The organism is Hydrogenophaga sedimenti, from assembly GCF_051857515.1.
Taxonomy (GTDB): domain Bacteria; phylum Pseudomonadota; class Gammaproteobacteria; order Burkholderiales; family Burkholderiaceae_C; genus Hydrogenophaga.
This window is the reverse complement of record NZ_JBPZHA010000003.1, coordinates 148,764-167,618: the sequence shown is the minus strand read 5'-3', so window position 1 is coordinate 167,618 and position 18,855 is coordinate 148,764. Positions and strand designations below refer to the sequence as shown.

At 67.1% G+C, this 18,855-nt stretch carries 18 protein-coding genes; 13 read left to right on the top strand and 5 right to left on the bottom strand.

Going from position 1 to position 18,855, the window contains the following annotated elements:
• Positions 1-12: 12 nt before the first annotated feature.
• Together ACS5NL_RS05920 and ACS5NL_RS05915 are read right to left on the bottom strand one after the other, a co-directional pair.
• Entirely contained in the window at positions 13-2,061 is a 2,049-nt protein-coding gene (locus tag ACS5NL_RS05920; RefSeq protein ID WP_439352719.1) for a ribonuclease catalytic domain-containing protein, read from the bottom strand.
• A gap of 39 nt (positions 2,062-2,100) precedes the next feature.
• Entirely contained in the window at positions 2,101-2,727 is a 627-nt protein-coding gene (locus tag ACS5NL_RS05915) for a YqiA/YcfP family alpha/beta fold hydrolase (protein ID WP_439352718.1), read from the bottom strand.
• A 23-nt stretch (positions 2,728-2,750) separates the two neighbouring features.
• Here ACS5NL_RS05915 and rodA point away from each other — a divergent pair, with 23 nt between their 5' ends.
• From rodA to ACS5NL_RS05885, 6 genes are all read left to right on the top strand, one after another.
• Entirely contained in the window at positions 2,751-3,905 is a 1,155-nt protein-coding gene (rodA, locus tag ACS5NL_RS05910) for a rod shape-determining protein RodA (RefSeq protein WP_439352717.1), read from the top strand.
• Positions 3,902-4,831 (top strand): NAD(P)-dependent oxidoreductase, encoded by a 930-nt coding sequence (locus ACS5NL_RS05905; protein ID WP_439352716.1) that lies wholly within the window; start codon positions 3,902-3,904, stop codon positions 4,829-4,831. Before rodA ends, ACS5NL_RS05905 begins: the two co-directional genes overlap by 4 nt.
• Positions 4,832-4,891: 60 nt before the next feature.
• Complete coding sequence (gene tldD / locus ACS5NL_RS05900) at positions 4,892-6,352, top strand: metalloprotease TldD (RefSeq protein WP_439352715.1); 1,461 nt, start codon at positions 4,892-4,894, stop codon at positions 6,350-6,352.
• A gap of 225 nt (positions 6,353-6,577) precedes the next feature.
• Positions 6,578-7,699, top strand: coding sequence for a 3-deoxy-7-phosphoheptulonate synthase (locus ACS5NL_RS05895; RefSeq protein WP_439352714.1), 1,122 nt, complete (start codon positions 6,578-6,580; stop codon positions 7,697-7,699).
• A gap of 124 nt (positions 7,700-7,823) precedes the next feature.
• On the top strand, positions 7,824-8,882 hold the full coding sequence (locus ACS5NL_RS05890; protein ID WP_439352713.1) for a hypothetical protein: 1,059 nt from the start codon (positions 7,824-7,826) through the stop codon (positions 8,880-8,882).
• Positions 8,883-8,974: 92 nt separating this feature from the next.
• Positions 8,975-9,295, top strand: a complete 321-nt coding sequence (locus ACS5NL_RS05885) for a hypothetical protein (RefSeq protein WP_439352712.1) — start codon at positions 8,975-8,977, stop codon at positions 9,293-9,295.
• Here ACS5NL_RS05885 and mpl read toward each other — a convergent pair.
• Entirely contained in the window at positions 9,289-10,683 is a 1,395-nt protein-coding gene (gene mpl / locus ACS5NL_RS05880; protein WP_439352711.1) for a UDP-N-acetylmuramate:L-alanyl-gamma-D-glutamyl-meso-diaminopimelate ligase, read from the bottom strand. The genes ACS5NL_RS05885 and mpl overlap by 7 nt on opposite strands.
• Positions 10,684-10,722: 39 nt before the next feature.
• Here mpl and ACS5NL_RS05875 point away from each other — a divergent pair, with 39 nt between their 5' ends.
• The 7 genes from ACS5NL_RS05875 to ACS5NL_RS05845 all read left to right on the top strand — a co-directional run bounded on the left by ACS5NL_RS05875 (position 10,723) and on the right by ACS5NL_RS05845 (position 16,909).
• A complete protein-coding gene (locus tag ACS5NL_RS05875) occupies positions 10,723-11,340 on the top strand; it encodes a hypothetical protein (RefSeq protein ID WP_439352710.1) in 618 nt (205 codons plus the stop codon).
• Positions 11,337-11,858: a TlpA disulfide reductase family protein gene (locus ACS5NL_RS05870; RefSeq protein WP_439352709.1), complete on the top strand. Its 522-nt coding sequence runs from the start codon at positions 11,337-11,339 to the stop codon at positions 11,856-11,858. Before ACS5NL_RS05875 ends, ACS5NL_RS05870 begins: the two co-directional genes overlap by 4 nt.
• 246 nt (positions 11,859-12,104) lie before the next feature.
• Positions 12,105-12,575, top strand: coding sequence for an acetyl-CoA carboxylase biotin carboxyl carrier protein (accB, locus tag ACS5NL_RS05865; protein ID WP_439352708.1), 471 nt, complete (start codon positions 12,105-12,107; stop codon positions 12,573-12,575).
• Between the two features lie 16 nt (positions 12,576-12,591).
• Complete coding sequence (accC, locus tag ACS5NL_RS05860; protein ID WP_411365102.1) at positions 12,592-13,941, top strand: acetyl-CoA carboxylase biotin carboxylase subunit; 1,350 nt, start codon at positions 12,592-12,594, stop codon at positions 13,939-13,941.
• Positions 13,942-13,957: 16 nt separating this feature from the next.
• Complete coding sequence (gene prmA / locus ACS5NL_RS05855) at positions 13,958-14,842, top strand: 50S ribosomal protein L11 methyltransferase (RefSeq protein ID WP_439352966.1); 885 nt, start codon at positions 13,958-13,960, stop codon at positions 14,840-14,842.
• Positions 14,843-14,893: 51 nt separating this feature from the next.
• The gene (locus ACS5NL_RS05850) at positions 14,894-16,015 is read left to right on the top strand and encodes a DUF3426 domain-containing protein (protein ID WP_439352707.1); all 1,122 of its coding nucleotides are present in this window, start codon (positions 14,894-14,896) and stop codon (positions 16,013-16,015) included.
• 12 nt (positions 16,016-16,027) lie between these two features.
• Positions 16,028-16,909, top strand: a complete 882-nt coding sequence (locus ACS5NL_RS05845) for a carbohydrate kinase family protein (RefSeq protein WP_439352706.1) — start codon at positions 16,028-16,030, stop codon at positions 16,907-16,909.
• A gap of 56 nt (positions 16,910-16,965) precedes the next feature.
• Here ACS5NL_RS05845 and ACS5NL_RS05840 read toward each other — a convergent pair whose 3' ends face one another.
• Entirely contained in the window at positions 16,966-17,511 is a 546-nt protein-coding gene (locus ACS5NL_RS05840) for a histone (RefSeq protein ID WP_439352965.1), read from the bottom strand.
• A 199-nt stretch (positions 17,512-17,710) separates the two neighbouring features.
• Positions 17,711-18,850, bottom strand: a complete 1,140-nt coding sequence (locus ACS5NL_RS05835; RefSeq protein ID WP_439352705.1) for a ribonucleotide-diphosphate reductase subunit beta — start codon at positions 18,848-18,850, stop codon at positions 17,711-17,713.
• Positions 18,851-18,855 lie beyond the last annotated feature (5 nt).

Here is an 18,855-nt window from a genome sequence, read left to right as displayed (position 1 = left end):
ATCCGTGCAGCGTCAGGGGGCGGCCGTCGCGTCGGCAGCGCCGGGCTCGGCCTCGCTGACGTCGATCGCCAGGGCCAGCGGCGCGCCCAGGTCTTCGTCGTCTTCCTCGGCCGATTCGTCGGCATCCGCCACCGGTCCGTCCAGCCGCTCGATCACCGTGCCCGAGACGTCCAGCGCGATCTCGTCGATGTCGCCCAGGCGAACCTTCACGTGCGCGCCGCGCGGCAGGCCTTCGGCCCCCATCACCGGCAGCACCAGCGGCAGGCTGTCGGCGCGCACCAGGTTGTCCTTGATCAGCGTGGCGGTCAGCTCCGTGATGCCGGCCTGCTGCAGGTGCTTGAGGGTCCAGAAACGTTCCATGCCGTTCTGGAAGCCGTTGTAGGCGGTGTAGGCGGCGTCGAAGCTGCTGATGACGGCCATCAGGTTGGCGTCCTTGGGCTTGAACGGCGCCACCAGCGCGGCCGTGTTGCCGTGGCGCGCGCAGGCAATGATCTGCCACTGGTTGACCAGGTCGACATAGCGGCGCAAGGGCGAGGTGCTCCAGGCGTAGGCCTTGACGCCGATGCCGGCGTGCGGCTGGGCGCGGGTGCCCATGCGCACCTTCATGCCCGGCGCGAGGCTGGCCTGGCTGCGGTAGATGCCGGGCACGCCACAGGCGGCGAGCCACAGGCCCCAGGTGCTGTTGGCCAGGATCATGGCCTCGGCCACCATCAGGTCCAGCGGCGCGCCGCGCGAGCGGGTACCGATCACCACGGTCTCGCTGCCGTCCGGTTCGCTGCCGGTCACGCCCTGCAGCTTGAAGGTGTAGTCGGGCCGGTTGAAGGTCTCGGGCTTGCCGCGCACCACCTCGCGCTGCGACTTGAGGTGCTTCGCGAGGCGGAAGATGAAGGCCAGCTGCGGCTGCAGCGCGGCGATCTCGCCGTTCGCGGCGCCCACCGGGGATTCCCCGGTCAGCCAGGCTTCGGTGATCACGCTGTCGAGCTGGTCGTGGCGCAGGTTGTGCGCGATCGGCACCCGCTCCAGCGCGGTGCGGCTGTCCTTGAGTTCCAGCGTGGCTTCGTCGAAGCTCACGTACAGCGAGACCGCCGGGCAGTCGCGCCCGGCTTCCAGCGTGTAGCTCTGCACCACGGCGTCGGGCAGCATGGTGATCTTGTGGCCGGGCATGTAGACCGTGGACAGGCGGTGGCGCGCGACCTGGTCGACCGGACTGTCGGGCTGGACCGCCAGGCCCGGTGCCGCGATGTGGATGCCCAGCGTGACCGTGCCGCTGCCCAGGCCCTGCAGCGAGAGCGCGTCGTCGATCTCGGTGGTCTGCGAGTCGTCGATGGAGAACGCCTGCACGGCGGCCAGCGGCAATTCGTCGGTGATGGCCGGCGCCTGCAGGGCCGGGAAGCCGGTGCCCTTGGGGAACTGGTCGAACAGGAAGCGCTGCCAGTGGAACTGGTAGGCGCTGCTGATGGCGCCGGCCTTTTCCAGCAGGGCCAGCGGATTGAGGTGGCTGCTGCGCGCGGCCTCGACCACGGCCTTGTACTCGGGCGCGTTCTTGTCGGGCTTGAACAGGATCTTGTAGAGCTGCTGGCGCACCGGCTCCGGGCAGTGGCCGGCCACCAGTTCGGCGGTCCAGCCGTCGATCTGCGCCTGGATCTGTTGCTTCTTCTCGATCGCGGCGAGCGCCTGCGCCACGACCTCGGCCGGCGCCTTTTTGTAACGGCCCTTGCCGGCGCGGCGGAAGTAGTGCGGCGCGCCCTGCAGGCAGATCAGCGCGGCGACCTGCTGCTCGGTGGTCGCCGGATCGCTGAAATAGTCGGCCGCGAGATCGGCGAATCCGAACTCGTCCTCGGGGGCGAACTCATAGGCCAGCTCCAGCTCCATGGACGCGGCCAGGGTGGTGGCGGCGGGCATGAGCTGGGCCGGGGCGGGTTTCTCGAACCGCAGCAGGGTGTTGGCCAGCTTGACCTTCACGCGTTTGCCGGAGTCGAGCTCGACTTGCAGGGAGCTTTCGGCTTCGGACAGGAGACGGCCGGTCATCAGTTTGCCGGCTTCATCGAACAGGATGTGCATGGGGCGGGATTGTCCCATGCCGGGCGGTGCATCCCGCGCTCAGTCCAGCGGTCGCAGGAACCGCATCAGCGCGTCCAGATGTTGCTCGAAGTCGCTGATCGCATGGTCGCCGTCGGGCAGCCGCCGGATGTCGCCGCCGGCGCAGAACGTCGTCATTTCGTGCCAGTCCAGCACCTCGTCCTTCTCGGAAACCAGGGCGAACAGCCGGTCTGGTGTCGCCGGGGTCTGTGGCATCCGCCGGTCGATGTCGCGGGCCAGCGCTTGCAGCTCATCGACGAATTCGGCGCGAAAGAAGATGTGTTCGTCCGGGTTCTGCCAGACCGGGTGCTCGCCGATGTATTTCTTCAGGTCGCGCTGGGGAAATGGCGCCGGATTGAGCAGGGCCGCCCGGCAGTCCCGCTGCAGGGACAGCCAGCGCGCATAGAAGCCACCCAGCGACGAGCCGATCACCGCCATGCCTTCGCGCGGCCAGCCGTCCGTGAGCGAACGCATCTGCGTGGTGGCTTCCTGCGGCGAGGGCGGCAGCTGCGGGCAGCACCAGACCACGCCCGGGTGCCGCTCGCGGACCCGTTGCGCCACCATCAGCGCCTTGGCGGACTGGGGCGAGGACCGGAAGCCGTGCAGGTAGAGCAGGTGACTGGTGCGGGGGGCGGCGGAGGTGGTCATGGGCAAAGGATAATCGCGTCCTCATGGCCGCCGTTCTCGACAAACCCACTCTCTGGCAACGCATCAGCCCGGTCTTCCGGGGCTTTGATGTGCCCCTGGCGCTCGCCGTGATCCTGCTGGCCTGCGGCGGTCTGGTCACGATGTATTCGGTCGGGTTCGACCACGGCACGCGTTTCTCCAGCCATGGCCGCAACATGGCGCTGGCGGCGGTGGTGCTGTTCACCCTGGCGCAGGTGCCGCCGCAGCGGCTGATGGCGCTGGCGGTGCCGATGTACACGCTGGGGGTGATCCTGCTGCTGGGCGTGGCGCTGTTCGGCATCACCAAGAAGGGCGCGACGCGGTGGATCAACGTGGGCATCGTGATCCAGCCCAGCGAGGTGATGAAGGTGGCCATGCCGCTGATGCTGGCCTGGTGGTTCCAGCGGCGGGAAGGCATGCTCAAGCCGCTGGACTTCGTGATGGCCGGGGTGCTGCTGGCGGTACCGGCCGCGCTGATCCTCAAGCAGCCCGACCTGGGCACGACGCTGCTGGTGGTGGCGTCGGGCCTGGCGGTGATCTTTTTCGCCGGTCTGAGCTGGAAGCTGATCATCCCGCCGGTGCTGCTCGGGGTGATCGGGGTGGTGGTCATCGTCGCCATGGAGCCGCAGTGGTGCGCGCCCGATGTGGACTGGAAGATCCTGCACGAATACCAGCGCCAACGCATCTGCACGCTGCTGGACCCCTCCAAGGACCCGCTGGGCAAGGGTTTCCACATCATCCAGGGCATGATCGCGATCGGCTCCGGCGGTGTCTGGGGCAAGGGCTTCATGCAGGGCACGCAGACCCACCTGGAGTTCATCCCCGAGCGCACCACCGACTTCATCTTTGCCGCGTTTTCCGAAGAATTCGGGCTGGCCGGCACGCTGAGCCTGATCGCCGGTTTCATCTTCCTGATCGTGCGCGGCCTGACCATCGCGCTGGAGGCGCCGACCCTGTTCGCGCGTCTGCTGGCCGGGGCGATGACGCTCAACGTCTTCGTTTACGCGTTCGTGAACATGGGCATGGTCAGTGGCATCCTGCCGGTGGTGGGGGTGCCGCTGCCCTTCATCAGCTATGGCGGCACCGCGATGGTGACGCTGGGCGTGGCGCTCGGCATCCTGATGTCGATCGCCAAGTCCAAGCGGCTAATGCAGTCATGACGGGTGACGGCCCCCACGCTCCGCCGCTGCGCGGGTACTCGGTCGCGGTCATCGGCGCCGGCAACATGGGCGGAGCGATGGTGGCGCGGCTGTGTGACGGCGGCGTGCCGGTCGTGGCCTGTGACATCGATCTGCGGCGGCAGCAGCAGGCGGCGTCGGCTGGGGCGTCCCTGGCCGACACCCCGGCACTGGCCGCTGCTGCCTTGGTTGACGAGGGCTTGCTGATCGTCTGCGTGGTCGATGCCGACCAGTCGCGCGCGGTGCTGCTCGGGGCCGACGGGGCCGTGAATCGCCTGCGTCCGGGCCAGACCGTGATGCTCTGCCCGACCATTGCCCCGCAGGACACCGAAGCGCTGGCGGACGCCTTGTCCGAACGTGGCATCGGCTGCATCGATGCGCCCATGTCGGGCGGCCCGGCCCGGGCGCGCGATGGCAGCATGAGCCTGATGCTGGCGGCGCCGAACGCGGAGCTGACCCGTCACGAGGGCCTGCTGGTGCGGCTGTCGTCCCGACGTTTCGTGATCAGCGAACGGGTGGGCGACGGCGCCCGCACCAAACTCGTCAACAACCTGCTGGCCGGCATCAACCTGGTCGGGGCGGCCGAGGTGATGGCGCTGGCCGAGCGGCTCGGCCTGGACCTGGCCGCCACGCTGGATGTGATCGAACAGTCCAGCGGCCAGAGCTGGATCGGCTCGGACCGCATGCGCCGGGCCATTGCGGGTGATTTCGACCCGCGTGCCCATGTCACCCTGCTGGAAAAGGACACCCGGCTGGCTGTCGAGGCGGCGACGGCGGCGGGTTTCGAGGGCCCGCTGGGCGCCCGCGCGGCGGCCGTGTTCGCGCGGGCCCATGCCGCGGGCATGGCCGACCTGGACGACGGCGCGCTGCTGTCCTTGCTGCGAGCCGGGCCGGCCCAATCCCACTGACGGGGGCGGGGTCGGGGCCCTGTTCCGGCACGGTGGCGCCCGGCTTCCTACAATCCCCCCATGATTGCCCGCGAACCCACCCTGGCCCGACTGGCCACCGCCGAAAGCCTGCTGCTCACGCCGTACGGCCTGACCATGTCCCATCTGCAACGTGCGCTCGGCGAAATCGCCTCGCACGGCGCCGACGACGCTGACCTCTATTTCCAGACCACCCGCAGCGAGGGCTGGAGCCTGGAGGAGGGCATCGTCAAGACCGGCAGCTTCAGCATCGACCAGGGCGTCGGCGTGCGCGCGGTCGCTGGTGAAAAGACGGCGTTTGCCTACTCGGACGACCTGTCCTGGGCCTCGCTGCTGGATGCGGCGCACACCGTGCGCTCGATTTCCGGTCAGGGCCAGAGCCGCAAGGTGCGGGTGCCGTCGGTCAAGCCTTCGAAGTCGCGATCGCTCTACCCCGGTCTGGACCCGATCGGCTCGCTCGACAGCACGGCCAAGATCGCCCTGCTGGAAAAGGTGGAGCAGCTGGCCAAGGCGCGCGACCCGCGGGTGGTGCAGGTCATGGCCAGCCTCGCGGCGGAACACGATGTGGTGCTGATCGCGCGCGCGGACGGCACGGTGGCGGCCGACGTGCGGCCGCTGGTGCGCCTGTCGCTGACGGTGATCGCCGAGCAGAATGGCCGGCGCGAGATGGGCAGTTCCGGCGGCGGCGGCCGGTTCGGGCTGGCGTATTTTGACGACGCGACGGTGGACGGTTACGTCGAGGAAGCCGTGTCGTCGGCGCTGACCAATCTGGAGGCCCGCCCGGCCCCGGCCGGCGAGATGACCGTGGTGCTTGGCCCCGGCTGGCCCGGCGTGCTGCTGCACGAAGCCGTCGGCCATGGCCTGGAAGGTGATTTCAATCGCAAGGGCTCCAGCGCTTTTGCCGGCCGCATCGGCCAGCGCGTGGCGGCCAAGGGCGTGACCGTGCTGGACGACGGCACCATCGCCGACCGCCGCGGCTCGCTCAACGTCGACGACGAAGGCTGCACGACGCAGAAGAACGTGCTGATCGAGGATGGCATCCTCAAGGGCTACATCCAGGACGCGATGAACGCGCGCCTGATGGGCGTCAAGCCGACCGGCAACGGCCGGCGCGAGAGTTACGCCCACGTGCCGATGCCGCGCATGACCAACACCTACATGCTGGGTGGCGACAAGGCGCCGGAAGAAATCGTCGCCTCGATCAAGAAAGGCCTGTACGCAACCAACTTCGGCGGCGGCCAGGTCGACATCACCAGCGGCAAGTTCGTCTTCTCCGCCAGCCAGGCCTACTGGGTCGAGAACGGCAAGATCCAGTACCCGGTCAAGGGCGCGACCCTGGTCGGCAGCGGTCCCGAGTCGCTCAAGAAGATCAGCATGATCGGCAACGACATGCGGCTGGACAGCGGCGTGGGCACCTGTGGCAAGGAAGGCCAGAGCGTGCCGGTGGGCGTGGGCCAGCCGACGCTGCGCATCGAAGGCCTGACGGTGGGCGGCACGGCCTGAACAAGGCGTGTAAGTCGGCCGTCAAAACGCCTGTGCTACATTCGCGACCTATGCAAACCCGCGCCGCCAACTTTTTTGGCTTTTACTTTTGGTTCTCTGTCCCCGGCGGACGAGAGGCAACGGTGTAAGCGCGCAAAGCAACCGAAACCCTCCCAAACCGCCGGGCCCACAGCCCGGCGGTTTTTTTTCACCCTTTCACTTTCCAACCCTGCGAGGAGCCCTTCGATGAACGCCAAGACCACTGCCGCCAGCGATGCCTGGTATGCGCGGCCTGCCGACAAGACCAGCCAGACCGACGACCAGCGCATCAAGGACATCACCGTGCTCCCCCCGCCCGAACACCTCATCCGCTTCTTCCCCATCGCCGGCACGCCGGTGGAAGGCCTGATCAAGCAGACCCGCAGCCGCATCCACGACATCCTGCACGGCAAGGACGACCGCCTGCTGGTGGTGATCGGCCCCTGTTCGATCCACGATCCGGCCGCCGCGCTGGACTACGCACGCCGCCTCAAGCCGCTGCGCGAGAAATACGCCGACACGCTGGAAATCGTGATGCGCGTGTACTTCGAGAAGCCGCGCACCACGGTGGGCTGGAAGGGGCTGATCAACGACCCCTACCTGGACGAGAGCTACCGCATCGACGAAGGCCTGCGCATCGCGCGCCAGCTGCTGATCGAGATCAACCGCCAGGGCCTGCCGGCCGGCAGCGAGTTCCTCGACGTGATCAGCCCGCAGTACATCGGTGACCTGATCGCCTGGGGCGCCATCGGCGCGCGCACCACCGAAAGCCAGGTGCACCGCGAGCTGGCCTCGGGTCTGTCGGCGCCGATCGGCTTCAAGAACGGCACCGACGGCAACATCAAGATCGCCACCGACGCCATCCAGGCCGCCGCGCGTGGCCACCACTTCCTGTCGGTGCACAAGAACGGCCAGGTCGCCATCGTGCAGACCAATGGCAACAAGGACTGCCACGTCATCCTGCGCGGTGGCAAGGCGCCCAACTACGACGCCACCCACGTGGCCGCTGCCGTCAAGGAACTCGAAGCCGCCAAGCTGACGCCGCGCCTGATGGTCGACTGCAGCCACGCCAACAGCAGCAAGCAGCACGAAAAGCAGCTGGAGGTGGCCCGGGACATCGCGGCCCAGATCCAGGGCGGCTCGCGCAGCGTGTTCGGCGTGATGATCGAGAGCCACATCGAAGCCGGTGCCCAGAAGTTCACCCCGGGCAAGGACGACGTGCGCCAGCTCGAATATGGCAAGAGCATCACCGACGCCTGTCTGGGCTGGGACGACTCGCTGCAGGCTCTCGATGTTCTGTCGCAGGCGGTCGCTGCCGCCCGCCGTTGATATCGACCGCATCGCGCGGGCTTGATGTTCCCGCGCCGGTGCCGATGTTCTAATTGGAGGGCTTCGCTGGCGCGCCTCACCACCGTTCCGCGAAGCCTTTGTCGGTCTGGCGTTGGGAGCATCCGTGGAACAACCGGTACTGGGTCTGGGGCTGTTGGGTTTTGCCGAACCGGCGGGTCTGCGCCTGCAGGAATGGGCGGCCCAGGCGCCGGCCGGCTGGCCCATGTGGCGCAGCTGCGACCCCCACCTGGCCGACGCCTGGATGATCGCCGGCGATGCGGTCGAGGTGCTGGGACGGGACGAGGTTGTGATCCGGCATCCGTTCGGCAGCGGCGAGCGACTGACACTCAACCGCGCCGAAGTGGACCGCCCGCTGGCATTCGCCACCCCCTTGCCGGAAGGTTTTGCCTCGGCGGAGTTTTTCGAGGCCGACAGCGAAACCAGCGTGCGCCAGCGCCTGCAACGGTTCGAGGCCTGGCTGCGGCCCCTGCGCACCCAGTTCGCGCTGGGCGCCGAACTGATCGAACGGCTGCACCAGTACCGCTCGGGCGGCGTGGTCCATGTGACGCTGGGCAGCAAGCTGCTGGCCCTGCTGGATATTCCGCGCTGGCAGGCGGCGCTGTCGATTCCCGCGCGCCCGGTGGACCTGAGCATGGCCGAGTGGGTCCATGGGGAGCATCTGTCGCGCGAAGTGCCGCCGTCGTTCATCCGTCTGCCGCTGTACCGGGTGATGTGGGGCTATGCCGTGCGCACGCAGCGCGATGTGTTGCCGGCACGCTACCGGGGGCCGCGCATCTACCTGCGCCGTGTGCCACGTTTGCCGGCGCACTGGTTCGACGAGGACCACCTGTCCCTCATGCGCGAACTCATGACCCGCCCCGCCACCTTCAGCCAGCTGCTGGAACGCAGCGGACTGCCCGAACGCCAGCTGGTGCGTCATCTGGGGGCGCTCTACCATGGCGGTGCGCTCACCACCGACGTCGACAGCGCCCGCCGGGCCGAAGCGGACACCCGCCGCTCGATGGTGTCGCTGCGGTTCGACCAGGCCAACATCGATCCGGTCTCGCGCCAGCACGAGCATTCCGGCTCGGTGGCGCCATCGAGCATCCTGCGCGAGGCGGTCCATTCCCCGCTGCGCATTTCGACCGGCAAGGCCGAGTCCCACCGCGGGTCCGGGACCTGACTGGGCACCCGCGCCGGCAGGCGCACAATGCTGGTGTGGGGCCATCCAGACGATGGCCCGATGGATGTTCAACCTCTCCAAGGAGTGTTCCGATGCGCAGCCAAGTCACCGTGACCTGGGGCGAAAACGCCAGCTACCGTTTTGACCTCGATGCCGTGCAGCCGATGCCCAACGACCAGGCACGCGCCTGGCTCGATGGCCAGTTCACGGCGTTCGAATGCGAGCCGATCCGCCTGACCGGCAAGGTGCTGACGGCGGACAAGGTCCTCAGCGTGGCGCAGGCCGCCGGCCAGGAACGTTTTCGCGATGCCGCGCACCGCGACTGGGCCGAGAGCTTCGCCCGCGCGACCAGCGGCGCGCTGGCCAAGCCGACCATCACGGTCGATCTGGCCACGATGTCACTGGGTTACTGAGGCGCGGCGCCGAGCGCGGTGAGCAGGCGGGCGTGGATGCCGCCGAAGCCGCCGTTGCTCATGCAGACGATGTGGTCGCCGCCGCGTGCGGCCGCCACGACTTGCTGAACCAGCGCCTCGATGTTCTGGCCGACGCTGGCGCGCGTGCCCATGGGTGCCAGCGCTTCCGCCGCGTCCCAGTCGAGCCCGCCGCTGTGGCAGAACGCCAGGTCGGCAGCTTCCAGGCTCCAGGGGAGCTGGGACTTCATGGTGCCCAGTTTCATGGTGTTGCTGCGTGGTTCGAACACCGCCAGGATGCGGCCACCGTTCGCGCCAAGGCGCCGGCGCAGGCCATCCAGCGTGGTCCGGATGGCCGTCGGATGGTGGGCGAAGTCGTCGTAGACCGTGACCGGCCCGTCGGCCCGCGCGACGGTACCGCGCACCTCCATGCGGCGTCGCACGTTCTGGAAACCGGACAGCGCCCGCGCCGCATCGGCCGGTGCCACGCCGACGTGCTGGGCGGCGGCAATCGCGGCCAGCGCGTTGAGTTGGTTGTGCTCGCCAGTGAGTGCCCACTCTACGCGTGCAACGGTCTGGCCGCGCTCCTGCACGTCGAAGGCGTGCGGTTCGCCGATGGCGCTGAAGTCGCTGACCGCAGCGCCGAAGGTTCGCACCTCGCTCCAGTGGCCCATGTGCAGGACGCGGTCCAGGCTTTCTTCGAGCCCGTTGACCACCAGCCGGCCGCTGCCGGGCACCGTGCGCACCAGATGGTGGAACTGGCGCTCGATCGCGGCCAGGTTGTCGAAGATGTCCGCGTGGTCGAACTCGAGGTTGTTGAGCACGGCGGTGCGCGGGCGGTAGTGCACGAACTTGCTGCGTTTGTCGAAGAAGGCGGTGTCGTACTCGTCCGCTTCGATGACGAAAGTCTTGCCGGCGCCCAGCCTCGCCGACACGCCGAAGTTCATCGGTACCCCACCCACGAGAAAACCCGGATTCAACCCGTTGGCTTCGAGCACCCAGGCCAGCATCGAGGTGGTGGTGGTCTTGCCGTGGGTGCCGGCGACCGCCAGCACATGGCGGCCCTGGAGCACGTGCTCGGCCAGCCATTGCGGACCGCTGGTGTAGGGCGCGCCGGCTTCCAGGATGGCTTCCATCAGCGGAAACTTCGGCGCACCGTCGGGCAGGCGGGCGCGGCTGACCACGTTGCCGACCACATACATGTCGGGCGCCAGGGCCATCTGGTCGGCCCCGAATCCTTCGATCAGGTCGATGCCCAGGGCACGCAACTGGTCGCTCATGGGGGGATAGACGCCGGCGTCGCAGCCGGTCACGCGGTGGCCGGCCTCGCGGGCGAGTGCGGCCAGTCCGCCCATGAAAGTGCCGCAAATGCCCAGGATATGAATGTGCATGCGCCGATTCTAGGTGGCACCCCGGGCACAATCCGCCCCATGGATACCTTCCGTTCCGACACGACCGCCGAGATTGCTGCGGTGGCAGCCCGTCTGGTGGTGGACGAAGGCCTGGAGTACGCCGCGGCCAAGCGGCGGGCGGCGAAACAGCTGGGCCTGTCGACGGCCCGTACGCCCTGGCCGGACAACGACCAGCTGGAGGCGGCGGTGCGGGAACACATCGCCATTTTCTGCGACGACACCCAGCCCGTCGAATTGCAGGCGCTGCGCGAGCTGGCCCTGGTCTGGATGGAACGGCTGGCTGCCTTCCGGCCGCACCTGTGCGGCGCCGTCTGGCACGGCACGGCCACGCGCCACAGCGACATCTATATACAGCTGTACTGCGACGACCCCAAGGCGGCCGAATGGGCGCTGCTGGATCACCGGGTCGAGTACCACCCCGGCACCGCCAGCAACGCACTGGGGGATCCGGTCGAGGCGCTGACGCTGCGCCTGCGTTGTCCGGCGCTGGAGCAGTGGGTGCTGGTACACCTTCTGGTGCTGGACCACGATGCCATGCGCGGAGCGCTGAAGCCGGATGCTCAGGGTCGCAGGCCGCGTGGCGACGCCGGGGATGTGCGGGCTCTCGTCACTGCGAGTCCGGAGGCGAACGCATGAACCGCCGGCAACTGTGGATGGCCGGGGTGGGTGTTGCCGCGATGGCGGCCGGCGCCGGGGTCGCGTGGTGGCGGTTGCGACCCGGCACTTCGCTGGATGGCGCCGAGGCTGCATTCTGGGGCAGCGCCTTCCCCGGCGTGAAGGGGGAAACGATCGCCATGTCGCCGATGCGCGGCCGTCCGTTGCTGGTGAACTTCTGGGCCACCTGGTGTCCGCCCTGCGTGGACGAACTGCCCCTGATCAACCGGTTCCACCGGGAGCACGCTTCCCAGGGCTGGCAGGTGCTGGGGCTGGCGGTCGACCAGGCGGCGCCGGTCGCGCGCTTCCTGTCTCACACGCCACTGGACTTTCCGGTGGCGCTCGCGGGATTCGCGGGCACCGAGCTGTCCCGCAGCCTGGGCAACGTCAGTGGTGCCTTGCCGTTCAGCGTAGTGTTTGGTGCCGACGGCACGGTCCTGCACCGCAAACTGGGCAAAGTCAGTCCGGACGAGCTGGCGCTCTGGGCCCAACTGGCCTGAACGGGGAACAGACGGGCGGTGCAAGCCACGCGTTGCGAACGGGATTAAAAAAGGGTTAAAGTTCGCCCATCTTGTGTCTGTTTGTTGTCAGCCGTCATCCGGCTGCTCTTCCCTCAAGGTGTGACGAACGGTAACTTGCGCGATACCGTCCCTCGTGTACACTGCGCACCCCGGCAAGTTGGCGTCGCCTTTTTTCTGAAATAGAGCGAAGTTAAACCAACTTGACTGCAATTCGTTGGAGAAATCATGGATCTGAGAAAACTGAAGACGCTGATCGACCTGGTGTCCGAGTCGAACGTGTCGGAACTGGAAATCACCGAGGCCGAAGGCAAGGTGCGGATCGTCAAGAGTGCTCCGGCGTCGGCAGTGGCACAAGTGATGGCGGTTGCCCCTGCCGCGCCCGTGCTGGCCGCGGCACCTGCCGCCGGCGAAGCGGCAGCCGCAGCGCCCGCTGCCGCGCCCGTCGTGGCTGCCGAGCCGACCGGCCACATCGTCAAGTCTCCCATGGTGGGTACCTTCTACCGCGCGTCCAGCCCCGGTGCCAAGCCGTTTGCCGAGGTCGGCCAGTCGATCAAGGAAGGCGAGACCATCTGCATCGTCGAGGCCATGAAGATCCTCAACGAGATCGAGTGCGACAAGAGCGGCACGATCACGCAGATCCTGGTCGAGAACGGCCAGGCGGTGGAATACGGACAGCCGCTGTTCGTCATCGAATAAAGGGGACCCTCGCCCCATGTTCAAGAAAATCCTCATCGCCAACCGCGGCGAAATCGCCCTTCGTGTGCAGCGTGCCTGCCGCGAAATGGGCATCAAGGCCGTGATGGTCTATTCAGAGGCCGACCGCGACGCCAAGTACGTCCGGCTGGCCGACGAGGCCGTCTGCATCGGCCCGGCGCCCTCGGGCCAGAGTTACCTCAGCATGCCGGCCATCATTTCGGCCGCCGAAGTGACCGACGCAGAAGCCATTCACCCCGGCTATGGCTTCCTGTCGGAGAACGCCGACTTTGCCGAGCGTGTCGAGCGCAGCGGCTTCACCTTCATCGGCCCGACTCCCGAGTCCATCCGCATGATGGGCGACAAGGTTTCGGCCAAGCAGGCCATGATCCGCGCCGGCGTGCCCTGCGTGCCCGGTTCTGAGGGCGCCCTGCCGGACGACCCGGCCGTGATCAAGCGCACCGCCAAGGCGGTGGGTTACCCGGTGATCATCAAGGCCGCCGGCGGTGGTGGTGGGCGCGGCATGCGCGTGGTGCACACGGAAGCGGCCCTGCTGCACGCCGTGCAGACGACCAAGGCGGAAGCCGGTGCGGCCTTCGGCAATCCCGAGGTCTATATGGAGAAGTTTCTCCAGAACCCGCGCCATATCGAGATCCAGATCCTGGCCGACACCCACCGCAACGCGGTGTACCTCGGTGAGCGCGATTGCTCGATGCAGCGTCGCCACCAGAAGGTGATCGAAGAGGCGCCGGCCCCGGGCATTCCGCGCCGCCTGATCGAGAAGATCGGCGAGCGCTGCGCCGCCGCCTGCAAGAAGATCGGCTACCGCGGCGCGGGGACCTTCGAGTTCCTGTTCGAGAACGGCGAGTTCTATTTCATCGAGATGAACACGCGTGTCCAGGTCGAGCACCCCGTGACCGAGTGGATTTCGGGCGTGGACATCGTGCGCACCCAGATCGCGGTCGCGGCCGGTGAGAAGCTGCCGTTCACGCAGCGCCAGATCCAGCTGCGCGGCCACGCCATCGAGTGCCGCATCAACGCCGAAGACGCCTACAAGTTCACCCCGTCGCCCGGCCGCATCACCACCTGGCACATGCCCGGTGGCCCGGGGGTGCGCGTGGACTCGCATGCGTACACCAACTACTTCGTGCCACCCAACTACGACTCCATGATCGGCAAGCTGATCGTGCACGGCGACACGCGCGAGCAGGCCCTGGCCCGCATGCGCACCGCGCTGGCCGAGGCGGTGGTGGAAGGCATCAAGACCAACATCCCGCTGCACCGCGAGCTGATGGTCGACGCCAGCTTCGTGGCCGGCGGAACGAACATCCACTACCTCGAAGAGTGGCTGTCGCAGCGTGAGCGCTGACGTGTCCGGCGGCTCGCTGTTCGAGCTGGTGCTGCTGGTGCCCGAGGCCGGCGTGGAGCCGGTCGGCGACGCGCTGGTGGCCCTGGATGCGCTGAGCGTGTCGGTCGAGGACGCCGACGCACTGACCCCGGCCGAGCAGGCGCTGTTTGGTGAACCCGGCATGCCGCCGCCCAAGGAGGGCTGGAACCGATCGCGGGTGGTGGCGCTGTTCCCCGATGAAGCGCTGGCGCGCGAGGCGGCGGCGCTGCTGCTGCCGCAGGACTTCTTCGACGGTTCGCAGGTGATGGGCGTTCGCACTGTGGCCGAGCAGGACTGGGTGCGGCTGACGCAATCGCAGTTCGATCCCGTCGAGATCACGCCGACCTTCTGGATCGTGCCCACCTGGCACGAGCCTCCGGCCGCGGCCAGAGAGGTGATCCGCCTGGACCCTGGCCTGGCCTTCGGCACCGGCACCCACCCGACCACCCGCATGTGCCTGCGCTGGATCGCGGGGCATGCGCCGCGCGGTCAGCGGGTGCTCGACTACGGCTGCGGTTCCGGCATCCTGGCGATCGGTGCGGCCAAGTTCGGTGCCGATCCCATCGTGGCGGTGGACATCGATCCGGCCGCGGTCGAGTCGTCGCGGCTCAATGCCGATGCCAACGGGGTCGTGCTGCGAACCGGCCTGCCCGACGTGGTCGATGGCGACTTCGATGTGGTGCTGGCGAACATCCTGGCCACGCCGCTGAAGGTGCTGGCGCCGCTGCTGTGCGAGCGCGTGCGTGCTGGCGGGCATCTGGTGCTGGCGGGCATCCTGGCCCGGCAGGAAGAAGAGCTGCGCGAAGCCTATGCGCCCTGGGTGAAGCTGCGCGTGAGCGACGAGGAAGACGGCTGGATCCTGATGACCGCTTCCAAGGTCTGAGACCGGCTCCGTCGGGCCGGGGGCGGTGCAGGTGCCTGCAATAATCGCCGCATGAGTTTCACCACCCGCTGTCCTGCTTGCGGAACGACGTTCAAGATCGTTCCCGACCAGCTCAAGATTTCCGACGGATGGGTGCGTTGCGGGCATTGCGCCGATGTGTTTGATGCCACGCTGTTTCTGGAAGGGGAAGGCCCGGCGCCCGAGCCTGTACCTGTCGCCCCTCCGCCGCCCGCCCCGGTGCAGGAGACCATGCCTCCGGTGCCGTCGCCCTCGCGCAAGGTGGTGATCTCGGCTCCGGTGGTACCGCCGCCCGGTGAGGGTGACGACGGCTGGCTGCTGAGGCCCCGCCGGACCGAAGAGCCCGGGCCGTCGCCACAGGGGCCGCGCTCGGTTCCGGGCATGGACCGGGTCCAGGCCGATCAGACCTTCGAAGAAGAGATCCGGCGCTTTGCGGTGTCGTCCACCAGCGAGGCAACTCCGCCGGTCCCTTCTCCTGCGCCGCCAGCGCCTGACCCCTCGGTCGAGTCGTCCGCTTCTGACGTGGCTCCGGTCGAGGAAGAAGAGGCCGTTGCCGGTGATGCGCAGCCAGCGTCGCCGACGCCCATCCCCGCGTCCGAAGCAGGGGAAACAGCCCCGGCGGAGCCGCCGGTGCTGGAGCCGAGTTTTGTGGTGCAGGCGCGCAAGCGGGCGTTCTGGCAATCCCGGGGCACGCGCGCGGCCTTGTGGCTGGCCTCGGTGCTGCTGGTGCTGGGTCTGCTGCTCCAGATCGCCGTGTACGAGCGCAACCGGCTGGCGGCCTGGAATCCGGCGACGGAATCCCTGCTGGTGGCCCTGTGCCGACCCATGGGGTGTGAAGTCGGGCCTGCGCGGCAGATCGAATCGGTGGTCATCGACAGTTCGAACCTGGTGCGGCGTCTGGGCAACTTCTACTCGTTCGATCTGGTGCTCAAGAACAGCGCGGCCTACGCGGTCGCCATGCCGGCGCTGGAGCTGAGCCTGACGGACACGCGCGAAGCCGTGATCGTCCGCAGGGTGTTCCTGCCGGAAGAGCTTCCGGGGGCGCCCCAGCTGCTGCCACCACAGGGCGCGTTGTCCCTGAGTCTGCGCCTGTCCATCGCGGACCAGGGCGTGTCGTCCATGTCGGGCTACCGTGCCCTGGTCTTTTATCCCTGAGAACCTTCCAACATGTCCATCCTCATTTGCGGCTCGCTCGCCTTCGACACCATCATGACCTTCGAGGGCCGGTTCGCCGAGCAGATCCTGCCAAGCCAGCTGCACATCCTCAACGTGTCCTTTCTCGTGCCCGGCATGCGGCGCGAATTCGGCGGTTGCGCAGGCAACATCGCCTACGGCCTGCGCCAGCTGGGCTCGGACGCGGTGCCGCTGGCCATGGTGGGCAACGATGCGCAGGACTATCTCGCGCGGCTGCAGGGGCTGGGCGTGGACACGCGGTTCATCGGCACCACGGCGGACAACTACACCGCCCAGGCGATGATCATGACCGACCGCGACAACAACCAGATCACCGCGTTCCACCCCGGTGCGATGTCGCAGGCGCACGAGAACCGTGTGCCCACCGACGCCGGCATCCGCCTGGCGATCGTGGCACCCGACGGGCGCGACGCCATGCTGCAGCACGCCGAACAACTGCACGCTGCCGGTATCCCCTTTGTCTTCGATCCGGGCCAGGGCCTGCCGATGTTCAACGGCGAAGAATTGCGCCACTTCGTCTCGATGGCCAGCTGGGTGGCGGTCAACGATTACGAAGGCAAGATGCTCAGCGATCGCACCGGCCTGAGCCTGCCGGAGATTGCACGCCAGGTCAGCGGACTGATCGTGACGCTGGCCGAGCATGGCTGCGATGTGCATGTGGACGGCCAGGTCACCCGGGTGGCCGGCGTGGCCGCGACGGCGGTGGTGGATCCGACCGGCTGCGGGGATGCCTTCCGCGCAGCCCTGCTGCACGGCCTGTCACAGGGCTGGTCGCTCGAACGCTGTGCCGAGCTGGGCAATCGCCTGGGGGCCACCAAGATTGCCTGCCGCGGCGGCCAGAACTACCAGCTCTGAAAACGAAAAGGCCCGGCGCTTGCGCACCGGGCCTGTCAATCATCCGTGAGGATGACTCAGGGCTTGCTGGACGTCGGGAACGGCCAGGCAGCCTGAGGGTTCAGCTTGGTTTGAGCTGCAGGTGCCGCAGGGGCTGCCGGCTTCTTGGCCGGCTCAGCTTTTTTTGCTGGGGCTGCCTTTTTGACGGCGGCCTTCTTGGGGGCGGCGGCTTTCTTGGGAGCAGCAGCCTTCTTTGCCGGTGCAGCCTTCTTAGGGGCAGCAGCCTTCTTCGCCGGTGCAGCCTTCTTGGGAGCAGCAGCCTTCTTTGCCGGTGCAGCCTTCTTAGGAGCAGCAGCCTTCTTCGCCGGTGCAGCCTTCTTAGGAGCAGCAGCCTTCTTTGCCGGTGCAGCCTTCTTAGGAGCAGCAGCCTTCTTCGCCGGTGCAGCCTTCTTAGGAGCAGCAGCCTTCTTTGCCGGTGCAGCCTTCTTGGCCGGAGCGGCCTTCTTGGGAGCAGCAGCCTTCTTCGCCGGTGCAGCCTTCTTGGCGGCCGGAGCGGCCTTCTTCACAGCGGCCTTTTTAGCCGGGGCGGCTTTCTTGGCCGGAGCTTTTTTCGCAGTTGCCATTGTTTTCTCCTTGATCAAGTTGCAAAGAGCACTTCCACCGACCGAACGCCGGAGAAGTGATTCAGGACCCTGGCGCCGTGGATGCATCCACGGGTGGCGCCAAGGCCTTGAATGCTGTGACAAAGCCCTGTCCCGGACACCGGGATGTCTGGAGCAGGGCTTTGTGAAACGGTGAACATGTCAATCAATCGTCGGGCCTTCAATCCCAGGACAACGCGCCGCCGGACTGGTATTCGATGACGCGGGTCTCGAAGAAATTGCGTTCCTTCTTGAGATCGATCATTTCGCTCATCCAGGGAAACGGGTTCTCTTCGTTGGGGAACAGTGGCTCTAGGCCGATCTGCGTCGCACGGCGGTTGGCGATGTAGCGCAGATAGCCCTTGAACATGGAGGCGTTGAGACCCAGCACGCCACGCGGCATGGTGTCTTCAGCGTAGCGGTATTCGAGTTCCACGGCTTTTTCGAACAGCGCCTTGATCTCGGCCTTGAACTGCGGCGTCCACAGCATCGGGTTCTCGAGCTTGATCGCGTTGATCAGGTCGATGCCGAAATTGCAGTGCATCGATTCGTCGCGCAGGATGTACTGGTACTGCTCGGCAGCGCCGGTCATCTTGTTTTGGCGGCCCAGTGCGAGGATCTGCGTGAAGCCGACGTAGAAGAACAGGCCTTCCATCAGGCAGGCGAACACGATCAGCGACTTGAGCAGCGTCTGGTCATTCTCGGGCGTGCCGGTCTTGAACATCGGATCCATGATCGCGTCGATGAACGGAATCAGGAACTCGTCCTTGTCGCGGATCGACTGGACCTCGTGGTACGCGTTGAAGATCTCGCCTTCGTCCAGGCCCAGCGACTCCACGATGTACTGGTAGGCGTGCGTGTGGATCGCTTCTTCGAAGGCCTGGCGCAGCAGGAACTGGCGGCACTCGGGCGCCGTGATGTGGCGGTAAGTGCCCAGCGTGATGTTGTTGGCGGCCAGCGAATCGGCGGTGACGAAGAAGCCGAGGTTGCGCTTGACGAGGCGGCGCTCGTCTTCGGTCAGGCCGTTGGGATCCTTCCAGAGCGCGATGTCGCGGCTCATGTTCACTTCCTGCGGCATCCAGTGGTTGGCGCAGGTGGCGAGGTATTTTTCCCAGGCCCACTTGTACTTGAAGGGAACGAGCTGGTTGACGTCGGTCTGTCCGTTGATGATGCGCTTGTCGGCGACGTTGACACGTCGGGCGCTGTCGGACGAAGACGGTGCGGCGGAGGACAGTGACGCTTGCACACCCGACGAAACAGCAGTCGGGGAAATCGGTGCGGGCTTAACAGCGGGAGTGACTTGATCGTCCCAGGTCAACATAGGGG

Excerpts from the sequence above, each read along its gene's own strand:
- tldD (WP_439352715.1), top strand. The coding sequence starts at position 4,892 with ATGATTGCCCGCGAACCCACCCTGGCCCGACTGGCCACCGCCGAAAGC.
- ACS5NL_RS05885 (WP_439352712.1), top strand. The coding sequence starts at position 8,975 with ATGCGCAGCCAAGTCACCGTGACCTGGGGCGAAAACGCCAGCTACCGT.
- ACS5NL_RS05895 (WP_439352714.1), top strand. The coding sequence starts at position 6,578 with ATGAACGCCAAGACCACTGCCGCCAGCGATGCCTGGTATGCGCGGCCT.
- ACS5NL_RS05905 (WP_439352716.1), top strand. The coding sequence starts at position 3,902 with ATGACGGGTGACGGCCCCCACGCTCCGCCGCTGCGCGGGTACTCGGTC.
- ACS5NL_RS05850 (WP_439352707.1), top strand. The coding sequence starts at position 14,894 with ATGAGTTTCACCACCCGCTGTCCTGCTTGCGGAACGACGTTCAAGATC.
- ACS5NL_RS05920 (WP_439352719.1), bottom strand. The coding sequence starts at position 2,061 with ATGCACATCCTGTTCGATGAAGCCGGCAAACTGATGACCGGCCGTCTC.
- accC (WP_411365102.1), top strand. The coding sequence starts at position 12,592 with ATGTTCAAGAAAATCCTCATCGCCAACCGCGGCGAAATCGCCCTTCGT.
- accB (WP_439352708.1), top strand. The coding sequence starts at position 12,105 with ATGGATCTGAGAAAACTGAAGACGCTGATCGACCTGGTGTCCGAGTCG.
- ACS5NL_RS05870 (WP_439352709.1), top strand. The coding sequence starts at position 11,337 with ATGAACCGCCGGCAACTGTGGATGGCCGGGGTGGGTGTTGCCGCGATG.
- ACS5NL_RS05835 (WP_439352705.1), bottom strand. The coding sequence starts at position 18,850 with ATGTTGACCTGGGACGATCAAGTCACTCCCGCTGTTAAGCCCGCACCG.
- ACS5NL_RS05915 (WP_439352718.1), bottom strand. The coding sequence starts at position 2,727 with ATGACCACCTCCGCCGCCCCCCGCACCAGTCACCTGCTCTACCTGCAC.
- ACS5NL_RS05840 (WP_439352965.1), bottom strand. The coding sequence starts at position 17,511 with ATGGCAACTGCGAAAAAAGCTCCGGCCAAGAAAGCCGCCCCGGCTAAA.
- mpl (WP_439352711.1), bottom strand. The coding sequence starts at position 10,683 with ATGCACATTCATATCCTGGGCATTTGCGGCACTTTCATGGGCGGACTG.
- rodA (WP_439352717.1), top strand. The coding sequence starts at position 2,751 with ATGGCCGCCGTTCTCGACAAACCCACTCTCTGGCAACGCATCAGCCCG.
- ACS5NL_RS05845 (WP_439352706.1), top strand. The coding sequence starts at position 16,028 with ATGTCCATCCTCATTTGCGGCTCGCTCGCCTTCGACACCATCATGACC.
- ACS5NL_RS05875 (WP_439352710.1), top strand. The coding sequence starts at position 10,723 with ATGGATACCTTCCGTTCCGACACGACCGCCGAGATTGCTGCGGTGGCA.